Genomic DNA, 15,768 nt, shown 5'->3' with positions numbered 1-15,768 from the left:
TCAGCCGTTCTCCTTCTGGATCTGGACCCACTTCTCCTCGACGTCCGAGATCGAACCGACGTTGAAGAACGCCTGCTCGGCCACGTGGTCGAACTCGCCCTTGGTGATCGCGTCGAACGACTCGATCGTGTCCTTGAGCGGCACGGTCGATCCCTCGACACCGGTGAACTTCTTCGCCATGTAGGTGTTCTGCGAGAGGAACTGCTGGATGCGGCGCGCGCGCGACACCGTGATCTTGTCCTCTTCGGAGAGCTCGTCGACACCGAGGATCGCGATGATCTCCTGCAGCTCCTTGTTCTTCTGCAGGATCTGCTTCACGTTCGTCGCCACGCGGTAGTGGTCGGCGCCCAGGTAGCGGGGGTCGAGGATCCGCGAGGTCGAGGTGAGCGGGTCGACGGCCGGGTACAGGCCCTTCGACGCGATCTCACGCGAGAGCTCGGTGGTGGCGTCGAGGTGCGCGAACGTGGTCGCCGGCGCCGGGTCGGTGTAGTCGTCCGCAGGGACGTAGATCGCCTGGAGCGAGGTGATCGAGTGACCGCGGGTCGACGTGATGCGCTCCTGGAGCACGCCCATCTCGTCGGCCAGGTTCGGCTGGTAGCCCACCGCGGAGGGCATGCGGCCCAGGAGGGTCGACACCTCCGAGCCGGCCTGCGTGAAGCGGAAGATGTTGTCGATGAAGAGCAGCACGTCCTGCTTCTGCACGTCGCGGAAGTACTCCGCCATCGTGAGCGCCGACAGCGCGACACGGAGGCGGGTTCCCGGCGGCTCGTCCATCTGGCCGAAGACGAGCGCGGTCTTGTCGAAGACGCCCGCCTCCTCCATCTCGGCGATGAGGTCGTTGCCCTCGCGGGTGCGCTCGCCGACACCGGCGAACACGGACACTCCACCGTGGTCCTGCGCAACGCGCTGGATCATCTCCTGGATGAGGACGGTCTTGCCGACGCCCGCTCCGCCGAACAGGCCGATCTTGCCGCCCTGCACGTACGGGGTGAGGAGGTCGATGACCTTGATGCCGGTCTCGAACAGCTCGGTCTTCGACTCGAGCTGGTCGAACGCCGGGGGCTTGCGGTGGATGGGCCAGCGCTCGGTGATCTCGAACGACTCGCCGTTGATCTTGCCGTCGGCGTCGGCGTTGAGCACCTCGCCGATCACGTTGAAGACCTTGCCCTTGGTCACGTCGCCGACGGGGACCGAGATCGGCAGGCCGGTGTCGTGGACCTCCTGGCCGCGGACGAGTCCGTCGGTCGGGTTGAGCGAGATGGCGCGGACGAGGTCGTCGCCCAGGTGCTGCGCGACCTCGAAGGTCAGCTTGCTCGAGACGCCCTCGACCTCGACGTGCGTGTACAGCGCGTTGTAGACCTCGGGGATCGCGTCGTGGGGGAACTCGATGTCAACGACGGGGCCGGTGACGCGGGCGATGCGGCCGATGGCCCCGCCCGAAGTCCCGGTCGCCGCCTCAGGTGCGGTCAGTGTCATTGCTTCTTCCTTCTTGGTCTCACCGCACCAGGGGCGCGGAGTCTTCGTGTCTGGGAGGTGAGCCGTCTACTTGGCGGACGACAGGGCGTCGGCGCCGCCGACGATCTCGGCGATCTGCTGCGTGATCTCGGTCTGGCGCGCGTTGTTGGCCAGTCGCGTGTAGGTCTTGATCAGCGTGTCGGCGTTGTCGCTCGCCGACTTCATCGCCTTCTGACGCGCTGCGTGCTCCGACGCCGCCGACTGCAGCATCGCGTTGAAGATGCGGCTCTCGACGTAGACCGGGAGGAGGCGGTCGAGCACCGTCTCGGGGTCGGGCTCGAACTCGTACAGCGGGTACAGCTCGCTGTTCTGGTCCTCCGCACCCTCGACGACCTCGAGCGGCAGCAGACGGACGACAGTCGGCTGCTGCGTCACCATGCTGACGAAGCGGTTGTACACGAGGTGGATCTCGTCCACGCCGCCCTCTTCGTCATCGAGGTTGTACGACTCGACGACCGCGTCCGCGATCTCCTTCGCCGTCTCGAAGACGGGCTGGTCGGTGCCTCCGGTCCAGACGCGCACACTCGGGCGCTTCCGGAACGAGAAGTACGCGTTCGCCTTGCGGCCGACCAGGTAGAAGACGACCTCCTTGCCCTCGCTGCGCAGCAGCGACGCCAGCTCCTCCGCCTCCTTGAGCACGCTCGAGGAGAAGGCTCCGGCGAGTCCGCGGTCGGAGGTGAAGATGACGATCGCGGCCGTGTCGAGCTTCTCGCGCTCGGTCGTGAGCGGGTGCTCGACGTTCGAGTAGGTCGCGACGGCCGACACGGCCCGCGTGATCGCGTTCGAGTACGGAGCCGCGGCGGCGACGCGGTTCTGCGCCTTCTGGATGCGCGAGGCCGAGATCAGCTCCATGGCCCGAGTGATCTTCTTGGTCGTCTGGGCCGAACGGATCTTCGACCGGTAGACCCGAAGTTGCGCTCCCATGTGTCTCCTGTAGTCCTTGTGTGACGAATCGCCGGGGTGCCGCTTCTAGCGACGGCCCTTGACGATCTTCTCCTGGCCGACCTCGTCGGCCGAGATCGCCTGGTGCTCCTCGCGCCCGACTGAGGCGAGGGGCTTGCCCTCACCGGTCTGGAACTCGAGCTTGAAACCGTCGACGGCACGGGACAGCTCGGCGACGACGTCGTCCGAGAGCACGTTGGTGTCGCGCAGCGTGGAGAGGACCTGCGTGTTGCGGCCCAGGTAGTCGAGCAGCTCGCGCTCGAAGCGCAGCACGTCGGGGACGGGCACCTCGTCGAGCTTGCCGTTCGTGCCGGCCCAGATCGAGACGACCTGCTCCTCCACGGGGTACGGCGAGTACTGCGGCTGCTTGAGCAGCTCGGTCAGGCGCGCGCCACGAGCGAGCTGGCGGCGCGAGGCCGCGTCGAGGTCGGACGCGAACATCGCGAAGGCCTCGAGCGAGCGGTACTGCGCCAGCTCGAGCTTCAGCGTTCCCGAGACCTTCTTGATCGACTTGACCTGGGCGTCGCCGCCGACTCGCGACACCGAGATGCCCACGTCGACCGCCGGACGCTGGTTCGCGTTGAAGAGGTCGGACTGGAGGAAGATCTGGCCGTCGGTGATCGAGATCACGTTGGTCGGGATGTACGCCGAGACGTCGTTCGCCTTGGTCTCGATGATCGGGAGGCCCGTCATCGATCCGGCGCCGAGCTCGTCGGACAGCTTCGCGCAACGCTCCAGCAGGCGGGAGTGCAGGTAGAAGACGTCACCCGGGTACGCCTCGCGTCCCGGCGGGCGGCGCAGGAGGAGCGACACGGCGCGGTAGGCCTCGGCCTGCTTGGACAGGTCGTCGAAGATGATCAGGACGTGCTTGCCGCCGTACATCCAGTGCTGGCCGATGGCCGAGCCGGTGTAGGGCGCGAGGTACTTGAAGCCGGCGGGGTCGGAGGCCGGGGACGCGACGATGGTCGTGTACTCCATGGCTCCGGCGTCCTCGAGCGCACCCTTCACCGAGGCGATGGTCGAGCCCTTCTGGCCGATGGCGACGTAGATGCAGCGGACCTGCTTGTTCGTGTCGCCCGACTCCCAGTTGGCCTTCTGGTTGATGATCGTGTCGATCGCGATGGCCGTCTTGCCGGTCTGGCGGTCGCCGATGATCAGCTGACGCTGACCGCGGCCGACGGGGATCATCGCGTCGATGGCCTTGATGCCGGTCTGCAGCGGCTCGTGGACCGACTTGCGCGACATGACGCCGGGCGCCTGCAGCTCGAGAGCGCGGAGACCCTCGGACGCGATGTCGCCGAGGCCGTCGATCGGGTTGCCGAGCGGGTCGACCACGCGGCCGAGGTAGCCGTCGCCGACGGGGACGGAGAGGACCTCGCCCGTGCGGGTCACCTCCATTCCCTCCTCGATGCCGGAGAACTCGCCGAGGACGACGACGCCGATCTCGTTCTCGTCGAGGTTCTGGGCGAGGCCCAAGACGCCGTTCGAGAAGCGGATGAGCTCGTTGGCCATGACGCCGGGGAGTCCCTCGACGTGGGCGATGCCGTCGGCGGCGTCGATGACGTAGCCGACCTCGGTGGTGGAGGCCTTGCCCGGCTCGTACGACGAGACGAAGTCCTTCAGCGCGTCGCGGATCTCATCCGGGCTGATGGTGATATCTGCCATGGGAATTCCTATTCGTTGGGTCCGTGCGAGCCGAAGCGGTCGTCGGGGCCTGACCTGGTGGTGCGGAGGTCGGAGGCGGCGCGAGCCGCTTCCTGAGGATACGTGCGTCCGTCAGGACGCGAGCTGGAGCTTCAGGTCGGAGAGCCGTGCGGACACGGTCCCGTCGATGACCTCGTCGCCGACCTGCAGTCGCATGCCGCCCAGGAGGGAGGGAACGACGAGCATGTTGACGGAGACGGGCCGGTCGTACTGCCGCGAGAGCGCGGACCGGAGGCGGTCGAGCTGGTGCGGCGGGAGCGGGGACGCGACTGAGACCGTGGCGATGGTGAAACCGCCCTGGTCGGCGACGACGCCGGCGGCGAATCGCACGAGCTCCGGGATGCGACGACCGCGCGGGTGCGCGATCAGCTGCCGGAGGATCGCGAGGGTCTCGGCCGAGGCCTTGCCCTCGAGGAGGCGCTGAACGAGCGAGACCTTCGAATCGGACGCGGCCAGCTTGCTGCCGAGAGCCAGCTCGAGCTCGGCGTCGGACGAGACGACCGCGCCGAACATCTGCAGCTCGCGCTCGATCGAGACGCCCTCCGGAGCGGATGTCGCGATCGCGCGGACCCCGACCTCCTCGATCCCGGCGACGAGGTCGCTCGGGCTCGACCAGCGGTGGCCGGCGATCACGGTCAGCAGGCGCTTCGCGTTGACCCCGAACGGAGCGAACACGCGGGCCACGAGAGCCCGCTTGCTCGCCGCGTCCACGCTCGGGTCCGAGAGGGCCGAACGCAACTGGGCCTGCGAGTCGATGACCCGGGCCGCTTCGAAGAGCTGCTGAGCGTCCTCGAGTGACACGTGACCGTGGAATGCGGACAACTCCGCCTTCGCGGCGGCCAGGGCCTGTCGTGACGCGCTTCCCATCAGCTGTTCGCCTTCTCCGAGGCCTCGAGGTCGGCGAGGAAGCGGTCCACGATCGCGGACGCCTTCGCGTCGTCGTTGAGGCTCTCGCCGATCACGCCGGAGGCGAGGTCGATCGCGAGGGTTCCGACTTCGGAGCGCAGGGCGACGACAGCGGCTTGACGGTCCGCCTCGATCTGGGCGTGCGCGTTGTGCAGGATGCGCTCCGCCTCGGCCTGAGCCTGCTCCTTCTTCGCCGCCACGATCGCGTTGCCGTCGGCGTTCGCCTTCTCGCGGATGACTCCGGCTTCGGCGCGCGCTTCCGCGAGCTGAGCGGTGTACTTCTCGAGAGCGGCTTCCGCCTGGCGCTGAGCCTCGTCGGCCTTGGCGATGTTCCCCTCGATGGCGGCGGACCGCGCGTCGAGCAGCTTCTGGATGCGCGGCAGGACCAGCTTCCAGAAGAAGAACAGGAGGATGAGGAAGATCACCCCCGACCAGAAGAAGTCGTAGAACTCCGGGATCAGAATGACCGCGGGGACGTCACCTTCTTCCGCAGCGATGTTCACAGCGGTGCTGAACACGACTACGCCGCGAAGATGAAGTAGGTGGCGAGGCCGATGAGCGCGAGCACCTCGGTGAACGCGATGCCGAGGAACATCGTGGTCTGGAGGCGGCCGGCCATCTCGGGCTGGCGCGCCATCGCCTCGACGGTCTTGCCCGCGACGATGCCGACACCGATACCGGGGCCGATCGCTGCGAGGCCGTAACCGACCGTCGCGATGTTGCCGGTGAGTTCGGCGAGAACGGTGACTGAGTCCACGAGTGGGTCCTTTCAGTGGGGTGATCGTATGAACGGGTGGGAGCCCGTGAGTTGAGGTGTCAGTGCTCCTCGGCGACGGCCAACTGGATGTAGACCGCAGCGAGAAGAGTGAAGATGTACGCCTGGAGGACGGCGACGAGCAGCTCGAAGAGCGTGAAGGCGCCTCCGAAGGCGAAGGTCACGACACCGAAGAGCTTGAAGCCCGGGTCGACCTGCGAGCTGAAGAGGAAGAACTGCGTGGCCGAGAAGCAGAGGACCAGCAGGAGATGCCCGACGATCATGTTCATGACCAGTCGCAGGGCGAGCGAGAGCGGACGGATGATGAACGTCTGCAGCAGCTCGATCGGCGTGAGGATGAAGTAGATGAGGAACGGGGCTCCGGGCGGGAACAGGGCGTTCTTGAAGAAGCCCATCCCGCGGTCCTTGATGCCGGCGTAGATGAAGGTGACGTAGGCCACCAGACCGAGGAAGAGCGGCATGCCGACGACGGACGTTCCCGCGATGTTGAGGAACGGCACGATGCCGGTGAGGTTCATCGCGATGATCGCGAAGAAGATCGTCACCAGGATCGGCAGGAAGCGGCGTGCGTCCTTCTCGCCGAGGATGTCCTTGGCGATCGTGACGCGCACGAAGTCGAAGGCCATCTCGACGACGCTCTGGAAGCGTCCGGGCACGATGCGCATCTTGCGCGTCCCGAGCCAGAAGAACAGCATCAGCGCGATGACCGCGATGAAGCGGACCATCATGACGCGGTTGATCTCGAAGGGAGTGCCGACGAAGAGGAAACCGGGCGGGAAGAACTCCGAGATCGACGGGGTGTGGAAGTCACTCTCACCGGTCGAGGCAGAGACCAACAGGGTCACAGCGTTAGCAAACAGCGCTAGCTCCTGGAATTCGGGGCGTGGCACGCGGCAGCCGGATGATCTTCATCATTCGGACACAACGCTCTCGCGACGACGAAAGGTGGGGGTCTTTCCGCTCGGACGACGCTCGTACTCGACGACCGACATCAACGATGAGACGACCTGAGGACGGGCACACGTTCGCCTGCGGATTCGTCCCTACTGTAGCAACAGAACGGCCTGAGAGCCGAATCGTGTCGTTCTCAGACAGTGCACGGGTGGCGCTCACCTGGCGATGTCGCTCACGTTCGGCATCCGCGAGCGCGACACCACGAGGACATCGATCGCGAGGGAGCCGAGCACCGCGACGATGATCGTCACGAACATGGCCGTGCTGTTCAGCCAAGGCTGGTCGCGGAGGACCAGGGCCGCGATGACGAAGAGCACGAACTTCGCCAGCCACATGCCGAGTACGACGGCGAAGAAGCCGCCGATGTCGAGCCGGTTCGCGACCAGGATGCTCACCGCTGTGAGCGCGACCATCACTCCGCCGATGACCGCTCCGACGAGCGCGCCGATCGCGCCTTCTCCTCCGGCGACCAGGGCTCCGACGATCGCGCCGACCACGGCGAGAGCGGCGATGAAAACGCCCCCCAGCACGAGGGTCCGCCGCAGGATCGGCACGGAGGCGGGCTGGGGACGGTGGACGGCCGGGGTGTCTCCGGTCATGATGCTTCTTTCCGCGCCGGGGCAGGCGCCTGGGTATCCCGGACGAACGGCGAGCCGACCGGGGGTGCGACGGGCTCCGCTGCGGAGGCCCGGTCGAGGGGATCGAGGACGGGGGACGCCTCCGCCGACTGCGCCGCTGCCTCGAGCCGCTTGCGCCGACTGAGGGGCGCGAGGGTGACGACCGTGCAGGCGAGCAGCCCGACGCCGAGGAACGCGAGCGGGATCCAGATCACGTCGACGACGAAGATCAGGAGGCAGCCGAAAGCAACGACCGCTGTCCAGGAGTAGAAGATCAGGACCGCGTGCAGGTGCGAATGCCCCATGTCGAGGAGCCGGTGGTGCAGGTGCTTGCGGTCGGCGCTGAACGGCGACTTCCCCGCTCGGAGCCTCCGGATCACGGCGAGGCCGAAGTCCATCAGCGGCACGATCAGCACCGCGAACGGCAGGATGATCGGGATGAACGCCGGCAGGAGCTCCTTCGCCTTCAGCTGCGCGGGGTCGATCTGCCCGGTCACGGCGATCGCGGCCGTGGCCATCAGCATGCCGACGAGCAGCGCTCCCCCGTCGCCCATGAACATGCGCGCGGGGCGCCAATTGATCGGCAGGAAGCCCGCGCACGCCCCGACCAGCACGACCGCGATCAGCGAGGCGAGGTTGAAGTAGTCCGTCGGCGACGTCCGCTGGACGAGCAGGTAGCTGTAGAGGAAGAACACTCCGTTGGCGATCAGCGCGACGCCGGCGACCAGGCCGTCGAGGCCGTCGATGAAGTTCAGCGCGTTGGTCACCAGGACGATCGCGAGGACCGTGATGATCAGCGACATCCACGGCGATCCGACCGTGAGCCCGCCGATGGGCAGCGACACGATCTGCACGCCTTTCCAGGCGATCAGTCCGGCTGCTATCAGCTGGCCGGCGAGCTTCGTGGTCCAGTCGAGGTCCCAGATGTCGTCGGCGACCCCGATCAGGACGATGAGGAGGCTCGCCCCGAGGATCGCGAGGATCGGCTCGGGGTTCGCGAACACGAGCCGGAAGTACGGGACCTGCGACGCGATGCCGAACGACGCCACCATCCCGAGGAACATGGCGATCCCGCCGAGACGGGGCGTGGGCCGCGTGTGCACGTCGCGATTGCGGATCTTCGGGTAGAGCCGGTACCGCAGAGCCAGCCGCCAGATCGCGAAGGACAGGACGAACGTGACGACCGCGCAGGCGAGCGAGACGAGGACGAAGGCGATCACGGGCTACTCACCCGGGGCGGAGTCGGGGCGCGCGGTGCCGCTCGGCTCGTCCTGCAGGCGCGCTCCGGAGGCCCAGTCAGGTCGAGCGGAGGGAGCGGGCTCGTTCCGCGCCTCCGCCGTCTCCGTGGAGACGGAGTCGTCCGACGCCTCGGTCGTGTCGTCGGACGTCGGCGCACCGACGGTCTCGTCGGGCAGCAGCGCGCCGACCACCTCTCGGATCCGCTCGGCTGACACAACGCCCTGGCGAAGGATGCGCAAGGTGCCGCCGTCGAAGCTGAGCGCCGTGGCGTCGACGATCGTCGACGACTCGCTCGCTCCTGCGGGACGGTCGCCGTATCCGGTCCCCGCAGTCCCCGCGTCGAGGTACACGTCGACCGCGTCGCCCAGCTGCTCGAACGCCTCCTGGGCGGTGGTGGCGGAGGGACGGCCCGTCCGATTGGCGGAGGACACCGCCAGCGGGCCCGTCTCGGCGAGGAGTTCGAGCGTCACGGGGTTGTCGGGCATCCGCAGCGCGACGGTCCCCCGGGTCTCCCCCAGGTCCCAGATGAGCGACGGCTGCGCGTGCAGCACGATCGTCAGACCGCCCGGCCAGAACGCCTTGGCGAGCTCGCGCACGGCATCGGGCACGTTCTCGGCGAGGGCGTCGAGTGCGGCCACGTCCCCGATCAGCACGGGCGGAGGCGACTGCCTCGTGCGCCCCTTGGCGTCGAGCAGGCGCTGCACGGCCGCGGCGTCGAAGGCGTTCGCGGCGACTCCGTAGACCGTGTCGGTCGGCAGGACGACCAGCTCACCCCGCCCGATCGCCGTCCGCGCGAGACGAGTGCCGGTGAGGAGGTCCGTGTCGACGGAGCAGTCGTAGATGCGTGCCATAACGCGGCAATGATACTCGGACGGCCGGACGGCACCCGCGGAAGCCATGCGGTACCGTCTCAGCGGGATCGGTCCTGCCGTCCCCTTCTGTCCTGCTCCATCGACACGCGGGAGCTCCGTGCACATCCTCGTCACCGGCGGCGCCGGGTTCATCGGCAGCAACTTCGTCCACTTCACGGCGCGCGAGCGCCCTGAAGCTCGGATCACAGTCCTCGACAAGCTCACCTACGCGGGCGACCGCGCCTCGCTCGGTCCCGTCGCCGACCGCGTCCGGCTCGTCGAGGGCGACGTCGCGGACGCCGGGCTCGTCGATCGGCTCGTGGCGGACGCCGATCTCGTCGTGCACTTCGCGGCGGAGTCCCACAACGACAACTCGCTGGCCGATCCGTCACCGTTCGTGCAGACCAACATCGTCGGGACGTTCACCCTGCTCGAGGCGGTCCGGAAGCACGACGTCCGCTTCCATCACATCTCCACGGACGAGGTCTACGGCGACCTCGAGCTCGACGACCCGGCCACGTTCACCGAGCACACCCCTTACAACCCGTCCAGCCCGTACTCGGCTACCAAGGCAGGCAGCGATCTGCTCGTGCGCGCTTGGGTGCGGTCCTTCGGCGTGCGGGCGACCCTGTCCAACTGCTCCAACAACTACGGGCCTTACCAGCACGTCGAGAAGTTCATCCCGCGCCAGATCACGAACATCCTCGACGGTGCCCGACCGAAGCTGTACGGCTCCGGCGAGAACGTGCGCGACTGGATCCACGTCGAGGATCACAACTCGGGCGTGTGGACCATCATCGAGCGCGGTGCGATAGGCGAGACCTACCTGATCGGCGCGGAGGGCGAGAAGAGCAACCTCGAGGTCCTGAAACTGATCCTCGATGAGTTCGACCTGGCCGAGAACGCCTTCGACCACGTCACCGACCGTCCGGGTCACGACCTCCGTTACGCGATCGACTCGACCCGTCTGCGCACCGAGCTGGGTTGGGAGCCGCGCTACACCGACTTCCGGTCGGGGCTGGCCGCGACCGTGAAGTGGTACCGCGAGAACGAGTCCTGGTGGCGCCCGCACAAAGCGGCGACCGAGGCGAAGTACGCGGCGCAGACGAGCGCCTGATTCCGACGGTGGATCCGAGTGGGGACCCCTCAGCGCGATCCGAGCTGCGAGGCGCTCTGGTCGCCCAGTACGTGCTCGTCGCTCTCGTTCTGCTCTTCCTGGATCCGTTCGACGTCTCCCGTGTCACCCAGTTCCGAGCACTTGCAGGGTCAGTGCTCCCGGTCCTCGGGTCCGATGCGCTGACTCCAGGAGCTCTCCAGATCTCGCTGCTGGGCTTCCTCTGCCTTCCCCTCGGCGTCCTCATCGTCCTGGGGAGAAAGGCAGGCGGCGCACTGCCCGCCGCGGTCTCCGCCGTAGCGCTCTGCTCCGTCGCTCTCGGCCTGGCATCGATCTGGGACACGCCCTCCGGCGGTCTCGTCCCCGGATGCGCAGGCGTCGCGATCGGCCACGCGGCCGGAGCGTGGTGGGCGAGTCTGCGGCGCGCACTCGGGCAGCGTCGGCCTGACGTGAGCCGCGTTCTCGCCCGCTTCCACACCCGGGTCATCGCGGTGACATGCGCGGGAGGGATCCTCGTCGCGGTGCTCGGATCGCCGCTCTTCGTCTTCAGCCCGCGCGAAAGCCCTACCGACGCTTTGGGGGCCGACGCGGTCGTCGTTCTCGGACCGGCCGAGCCCGCACGAGTCGAGCTCGCTCGGAGGGTCGCGCTCGCCCGGCCGGGCACGCCACTGGTGATCTCCTCGACGTCGAAGAGAGGTGGATTCACGGATGCGGAGTGCAACGAGTCGGACGTCCATCCAGTCCTCTGCTTCGCCGCGACCCCTTTCACCACCGCGGGCGAGGCGTCCGCGGTCGAACGCCTCGCGGAGAGTCATCACTGGACCGAGGTTGCATACGTGACATCGGTTCCGCACGTGAGCCGCGTGCGACGCGTGATGGAGCGGTGCACGTCCCCGGACGTCCTGGTCGTTGCAGCGGATGCGCCCACATCACCCAGCGACTGGGGCTTCGCGTACGTCTACCAGATAGCGGCGACGGCGAAGGAGATCCTCCGCCCTCCGTGCTGAATGGGACTCGATCGCCGCCGGAGCGCCTCAGCGCCTCTGCTCGCGCAGGACGGCCACGAGGTCCGCGCGATGACGCCTCAGAGCTGCCACCGCCTCCCCTACCGCGTTCCAGTAGGGAGCAGGATCGGCGCGGAGCTCGGCCACCTGCGAGAGGACCAGATCGGGATCGAAGTCGAAGACGTTGTGGACGAAGCGATCGATACCCAGGTCGGAGTACGCCCCGAAGCCCTTGCGCTCGTAGCTCAAGTGCACGCTGGGCACGCCGCTCCTGATCGTCTGGAGGGATCCGTGGAGTCGAACTGAGATCACGACGTCCGGCCGCCTGGGCGAATTGGCGTGGACGACGTCGCGGAGCGTCCGGAACGGACCGGACAGCCCGAGCGAATGGTAGAACTCCGGGTCGTTGTTTCCACGGGCGGTCGCCTGAGCGAGGAGCTCGACACCGTCGAAGGCGGCGAGAGCGGAGATCCGATCCCGGTAGAGCGAGGTCCTGGCCCGCGTGGTGGCCAGTTCACGCGCCACGAGCCCGATGGGCCCCCCCTGCTCCGCAGGGACCGTGGTCGAAGGGTCCCATTCGGTCGGCAGGCCCAGGAGCGCCATGTCTGGAGCGCGGCGGACGTTGTCGAGCCGCGAGAGCTCCCGCACCGACCGGTCATCGCGCACCACGACGGCGGACGCGTCGGCGAGTCGACGTGCGACGATCGGAAGCGTGCCGACGTTCAGCGGCCCGATGCTCTGCGGCAGATAGACGTAGGGGACGCGGTCGGACCGGACGGGCATCTGGGTGACGTGGGCGAGCACCATCTTCATCGCTTCGACGGGGTTCTTGCCCCGCAGGTAGCCGCCGCCGACGGCGACCACGAGATCCGCGTCCGTGACCGCCTGCTGGAACCCGAGGGCTCGCCGGCGGAGCGTGAACGCGAGGGCCCCTCGCGCCAGAGTCGGGATGCTGCCGATGCTTCCCGATCGCCCGGTGAGCGGATGGATCACCGCGGCGAAGTCCGCCGCGTCGAAACTGTCCGGGTCGATCGCGACGAGGGTGAACTCGGCGTCGGGGTGGGCTTCGCGCACGATGTCCACAGCCTCGGTCACGAGCAGCCCATCACCGGAGTTGGTCGTGCTGTAGGCGTGGATCAAAGTGACCTTCATCGGTGCGACGCCGCCTCGGTCAGCACGCGTGCGTGCTCGTGAATCGAGCGATCCCACTGGAACCGCTGGACGTTCCGGAGCCCACGAGCTCTCAGGTCCTCCCGGAGACTCTCGCTCTCGGCGACCCGGAGCATCTCACCCGCGATCGAGTCCGCGTCCAGACCCGGGACGATGAGCGCGGCGTCGCCGGCGACCTCTCCGAGCGAGCCGCGATCAGAGCAGACGACAGGCGTGCCGCACGCCATCGCCTCCGCAACCGGAAAGCCGAAGCCCTCGTACTTGGAGGGGAAGACGAAGGCGAGAGCTCCGCGGATCAGAGGGACGAGGGCCGAGTCGGAGACGCGGCCGAGGTACCGGACCCCGGGGGTGCTCTCGACGACCTGCATGATCGACGCGCTCTCCCATGCGGGCGCACCGGACACGAGGAGGGGGATGCCGGTCGCGGCGAACACCTTCTCGGCCGCCCGGCACAGCTCGACGACGTTCTTCCGCGGATCGATGTTGCCGAGGTAGAGGAAGTACGGACCCGCGATGTCGAAACGCGCGCGCTCAGCCTCGTCGTCGGCGCCGACGACCGGAGTGAAAGTCGAGTGGTCGATGCCGTGTGGGATCACGGTGATCTTCGAGAGCGATCCGGGGGCGATGGTGTCGATGTCCCTCGCCGAGGAGTTCGAGATGGTGATGACCGAGTCGCTCACTTCGACGAGCCGCGAGACGCGTGCGCGCCAGAGCTGGTCCGACCGGCGGGAGCGCACGCCCTCCATGTGCAGGGTCGCGAGGCCGTGCACCGTGGAGACGATGGGCACCCTGGCCGGGATCATCGCCCCCGTGTCCGCCGGGTAATGCAGAACGTCGATGCCCTTGCCCGGGGCCAGCGGCCACGCGACTCCTTCCCAGCCGGCGTAGACCGCGCTGCGAGCACGTCCACGCGCCAGCGGGGGCCGTGCGAGAACGTGCTCGACGCCGAAACGGGAGAGTCCGGCGTAGATGGTCCGCGCATAGCGGGTGTTGCCACCCACCTGCTTGTCGAGGACACGGGCGGAAACCAGCACACGAGTCAAGCGGCTTCTCCATTCAGAGTGAGGGCACCGAGCCCGTAGATGCGCCGGAGAGCCGACTGCTGCGATCGGTCGTCGTACGGCTCCAGTGCGTCGGCGAGACGCTCGACCATCCGCTGACGGAAGACCGGGTCCACCAGGTCCGCCCAGAGCCCGACGAGCTCGGCGGGCTCGCTGATCCGCACCGGCACATCCACGTCCTCGAATGCCGGGATGTCGCGCACGACGGTAGGGATGCCGAGGGCGTTCGATTCGAGCAGGGCGATGGGGAACCCCTCCCACCTTGCGACGTGGACGTACACGTCGGCATCGCGGAGCTCGGAGAGCGCGTCCTGGCGCCCGAGCCAGCCGGTGATCCGCACTCCGGCGTCGCGCAGTGCGGTGGCATGAGCCTCGTCCCCTCCCCCAATCCAGACGGCGTCGACGTCGTGGCCCTCAGAGCGCACGGCACGGACCGCGTCTGCGAAGAAGGCGGGGTCCTTCTGAGGACCGAACCGTCCGGCTGCGACGAGTCGCAGCGATGCTCCCTCCGTGTCGGCCGGGCGCCGGGTAGGGAGATCTCGCGGAGGGACGTTGGGGAGCAGCTGTGCCGACGCACCGCTCCTCGCCCACCGCGACAGGCGGACTTCGCGCTGGGAGCAGCCGGCGTAGACGGCCGTGTTGAAGGACAGGACCCGCTCGATCATCCAGTAGATGTTCCGAGCCCTCGGACCCAGATCGCGGCGTTCGAACGAGTAGCAGTGCGGGGTGTAGACGATCGGACGGAATCGCGTGGACCGGAGGGCGACCCTCGCGTACGCACCGCCGAAGCTGGAATGCGCGTGGACCACATCCGGAGCGACGTCCGCGACATGCTGCCGGATCGCTCTGATGCGGCCGCCGAGACCGTTCGGGAGCGCGGTGACGCTCGCGAAGCCCGTCAGGTCGGTCGGCGCGAGAGGGGCGTCCTCCCGGGGGCAGTAGAGGAGGTGGTGATCCGCCTCGGGGAGGTTCCGGACGTAGTCGCGGATCGCCGCGGCCACACCTCCGCCGAAGCTCTCGGCGATGTGCACGACCGCCGGAGAGCCGGAGGAGTGCGACCGCTCACGAGCTCGACGCGCCGAGAAGACCAAGCTGATTCCTTCGTTGTCTGTGCCATGAGATACGTGCACCGGGCGAGCGAAGTGAAGGCGGCCAGGGGAGTCTCCGCAGATGCCGGACACGCTGCTGTCGCCCTTCCGGTCACATTACCGCACGGCCCGAAGGTCGATTCTTGACTCGGCGCATTCGACGGCCCCTCTTGGCGGGTCGTGAACGCGGGAGATCACTCGCGGCGGGAGCGGCGCCTCCGGTGGAGGCGGCGGATCTCCACCACGGCCTCCCGTAGCTTGCGCGACGTGCTGTCCGCTCGGGTGGCCACTCCGATCGAGGAGCCTCTTGCGGACAGCGCGAGCGCCCTCGCCGCGGACAGCGCGACAGCCGGCCGACGACTCCAGGGCGCGCTCGTGAAGGCGATGTACCAGTGGAGGGTCGTCGACCCGGAGCTCTCGACCTCGAGGTCCCACGCCGCTCTCTCCTCGGACGTGAGATCGTCCTCGACCGACTGAGCACCCGTCCTCTCGAGCAGGTCCCGCAGCGGGTACTGCGCTCGCAACACGATCGCTGTGGCGAGGAAGCGGCTCGCGAGGTCGTCGTCGGTGAGCCTCTCCCCGACAGACGTCAAGTCCGCTTCGCTCCGTGCCCGCTGGGGATCGCGGAGAGCGTGAACGGCGAGGACGAGGGCCGTGCCCACGACACCGGTGATCCTGGCGCGGCGGCCGGCGATGACGGCGAACTCCGACTCGGCCCAGAGCGCATCGAAGACCACCTCCGGCGCCGAGAAGAAGCCGGGGTACCGCCAGTGCACGTCGATGTCGCACGGCCATTCCGGGTGGTAGAGCGTCTCGGAGTGGAGCTCG

14 protein-coding genes and 2 pseudogenes are annotated in these 15,768 nt (G+C 67.9%); 2 read left to right on the top strand and 14 right to left on the bottom strand.

The genetic code is table 11. The features are described 5' to 3' along the window. The 10 genes and pseudogenes from atpD to ASF46_RS06440 all read right to left on the bottom strand — a co-directional run. Nucleotides 1-1,476, bottom strand: coding sequence for a F0F1 ATP synthase subunit beta (gene atpD / locus ASF46_RS06485; RefSeq protein ID WP_055794692.1), 1,476 nt, complete (start codon nt 1,474-1,476; stop codon nt 1-3). 66 nt (nt 1,477-1,542) lie between these two features. After that, nucleotides 1,543-2,439 carry a F0F1 ATP synthase subunit gamma gene (locus ASF46_RS06480; RefSeq protein WP_055794694.1) on the bottom strand — a complete coding sequence of 299 codons (897 nt, stop codon included), beginning with the start codon at nt 2,437-2,439 and terminating at the stop codon, nt 1,543-1,545. Between the two features lie 45 nt (nt 2,440-2,484). Then, nucleotides 2,485-4,122 (bottom strand): F0F1 ATP synthase subunit alpha, encoded by a 1,638-nt coding sequence (gene atpA, locus ASF46_RS06475; RefSeq protein WP_056866840.1) that lies wholly within the window; start codon nt 4,120-4,122, stop codon nt 2,485-2,487. A 111-nt stretch (nt 4,123-4,233) separates the two neighbouring features. Continuing rightward, nucleotides 4,234-5,028 carry a F0F1 ATP synthase subunit delta gene (locus ASF46_RS06470; RefSeq protein ID WP_056866839.1) on the bottom strand — a complete coding sequence of 265 codons (795 nt, stop codon included), beginning with the start codon at nt 5,026-5,028 and terminating at the stop codon, nt 4,234-4,236. Beyond that, nucleotides 5,028-5,585: a F0F1 ATP synthase subunit B gene (locus ASF46_RS06465; RefSeq protein ID WP_055794700.1), complete on the bottom strand. Its 558-nt coding sequence runs from the start codon at nt 5,583-5,585 to the stop codon at nt 5,028-5,030. Before ASF46_RS06465 ends, ASF46_RS06470 begins: the two co-directional genes overlap by 1 nt. A 2-nt stretch (nt 5,586-5,587) precedes the next feature. Beyond that, nucleotides 5,588-5,824, bottom strand: a complete 237-nt coding sequence (locus ASF46_RS06460) for an ATP synthase F0 subunit C (RefSeq protein ID WP_055794702.1) — start codon at nt 5,822-5,824, stop codon at nt 5,588-5,590. Nucleotides 5,825-5,883: 59 nt separating this feature from the next. Beyond that, nucleotides 5,884-6,687, bottom strand: a complete 804-nt coding sequence (atpB, locus tag ASF46_RS06455) for a F0F1 ATP synthase subunit A (protein ID WP_056866838.1) — start codon at nt 6,685-6,687, stop codon at nt 5,884-5,886. Between the two features lie 264 nt (nt 6,688-6,951). Continuing rightward, nucleotides 6,952-7,395 (bottom strand): hypothetical protein, encoded by a 444-nt coding sequence (locus ASF46_RS06450; protein WP_056866837.1) that lies wholly within the window; start codon nt 7,393-7,395, stop codon nt 6,952-6,954. Next, nucleotides 7,392-8,633 (bottom strand): MraY family glycosyltransferase, encoded by a 1,242-nt coding sequence (locus tag ASF46_RS06445; RefSeq protein ID WP_056866836.1) that lies wholly within the window; start codon nt 8,631-8,633, stop codon nt 7,392-7,394. Before ASF46_RS06445 ends, ASF46_RS06450 begins: the two co-directional genes overlap by 4 nt. A gap of 174 nt (nt 8,634-8,807) precedes the next feature. Further along, a pseudogene (locus ASF46_RS06440) lies at nt 8,808-9,503 on the bottom strand (L-threonylcarbamoyladenylate synthase); the annotation flags it as partial. A gap of 118 nt (nt 9,504-9,621) precedes the next feature. On the opposite strand from ASF46_RS06440, the gene rfbB reads away from it, so the two are divergent. Continuing rightward, the gene (gene rfbB, locus ASF46_RS06435; protein WP_056866835.1) at nt 9,622-10,620 is read left to right on the top strand and encodes a dTDP-glucose 4,6-dehydratase; all 999 of its coding nucleotides are present in this window, start codon (nt 9,622-9,624) and stop codon (nt 10,618-10,620) included. 71 nt (nt 10,621-10,691) lie between these two features. Next, complete coding sequence (locus ASF46_RS06430) at nt 10,692-11,624, top strand: ElyC/SanA/YdcF family protein (RefSeq protein ID WP_162240164.1); 933 nt, start codon at nt 10,692-10,694, stop codon at nt 11,622-11,624. Between the two features lie 27 nt (nt 11,625-11,651). On the opposite strand, the gene ASF46_RS06425 is transcribed toward ASF46_RS06430, so the two are convergent. From ASF46_RS06425 to ASF46_RS06410, 4 genes and pseudogenes are all read right to left on the bottom strand, one after another. Continuing rightward, complete coding sequence (locus tag ASF46_RS06425) at nt 11,652-12,773, bottom strand: polysaccharide pyruvyl transferase family protein (RefSeq protein WP_056866833.1); 1,122 nt, start codon at nt 12,771-12,773, stop codon at nt 11,652-11,654. Next, the gene (locus ASF46_RS06420) at nt 12,770-13,825 is read right to left on the bottom strand and encodes a glycosyltransferase family 4 protein (protein WP_056866832.1); all 1,056 of its coding nucleotides are present in this window, start codon (nt 13,823-13,825) and stop codon (nt 12,770-12,772) included. The genes ASF46_RS06425 and ASF46_RS06420 overlap by 4 nt, the downstream gene beginning before the upstream one ends. A gap of 5 nt (nt 13,826-13,830) precedes the next feature. Continuing rightward, complete coding sequence (locus ASF46_RS06415; protein WP_056866831.1) at nt 13,831-14,943, bottom strand: glycosyltransferase; 1,113 nt, start codon at nt 14,941-14,943, stop codon at nt 13,831-13,833. Between the two features lie 191 nt (nt 14,944-15,134). Continuing rightward, nucleotides 15,135-15,768: pseudogene (locus ASF46_RS06410) on the bottom strand (hypothetical protein); the annotation flags it as partial.

Origin of the sequence: Rathayibacter sp. Leaf296, from assembly GCF_001423045.1 — a bacterium.
Taxonomy (GTDB): domain Bacteria; phylum Actinomycetota; class Actinomycetes; order Actinomycetales; family Microbacteriaceae; genus Rathayibacter; species Rathayibacter caricis.
This window is presented reverse-complemented; position numbering and strand designations above follow the sequence as displayed.

Excerpts from the sequence above, each read along its gene's own strand:
- atpA (WP_056866840.1), bottom strand. The coding sequence starts at position 4,122 with ATGGCAGATATCACCATCAGCCCGGATGAGATCCGCGACGCGCTGAAG.
- ASF46_RS06425 (WP_056866833.1), bottom strand. The coding sequence starts at position 12,773 with ATGAAGGTCACTTTGATCCACGCCTACAGCACGACCAACTCCGGTGAT.
- atpD (WP_055794692.1), bottom strand. The coding sequence starts at position 1,476 with ATGACACTGACCGCACCTGAGGCGGCGACCGGGACTTCGGGCGGGGCC.
- ASF46_RS06450 (WP_056866837.1), bottom strand. The coding sequence starts at position 7,395 with ATGACCGGAGACACCCCGGCCGTCCACCGTCCCCAGCCCGCCTCCGTG.
- ASF46_RS06470 (WP_056866839.1), bottom strand. The coding sequence starts at position 5,028 with ATGGGAAGCGCGTCACGACAGGCCCTGGCCGCCGCGAAGGCGGAGTTG.
- ASF46_RS06480 (WP_055794694.1), bottom strand. The coding sequence starts at position 2,439 with ATGGGAGCGCAACTTCGGGTCTACCGGTCGAAGATCCGTTCGGCCCAG.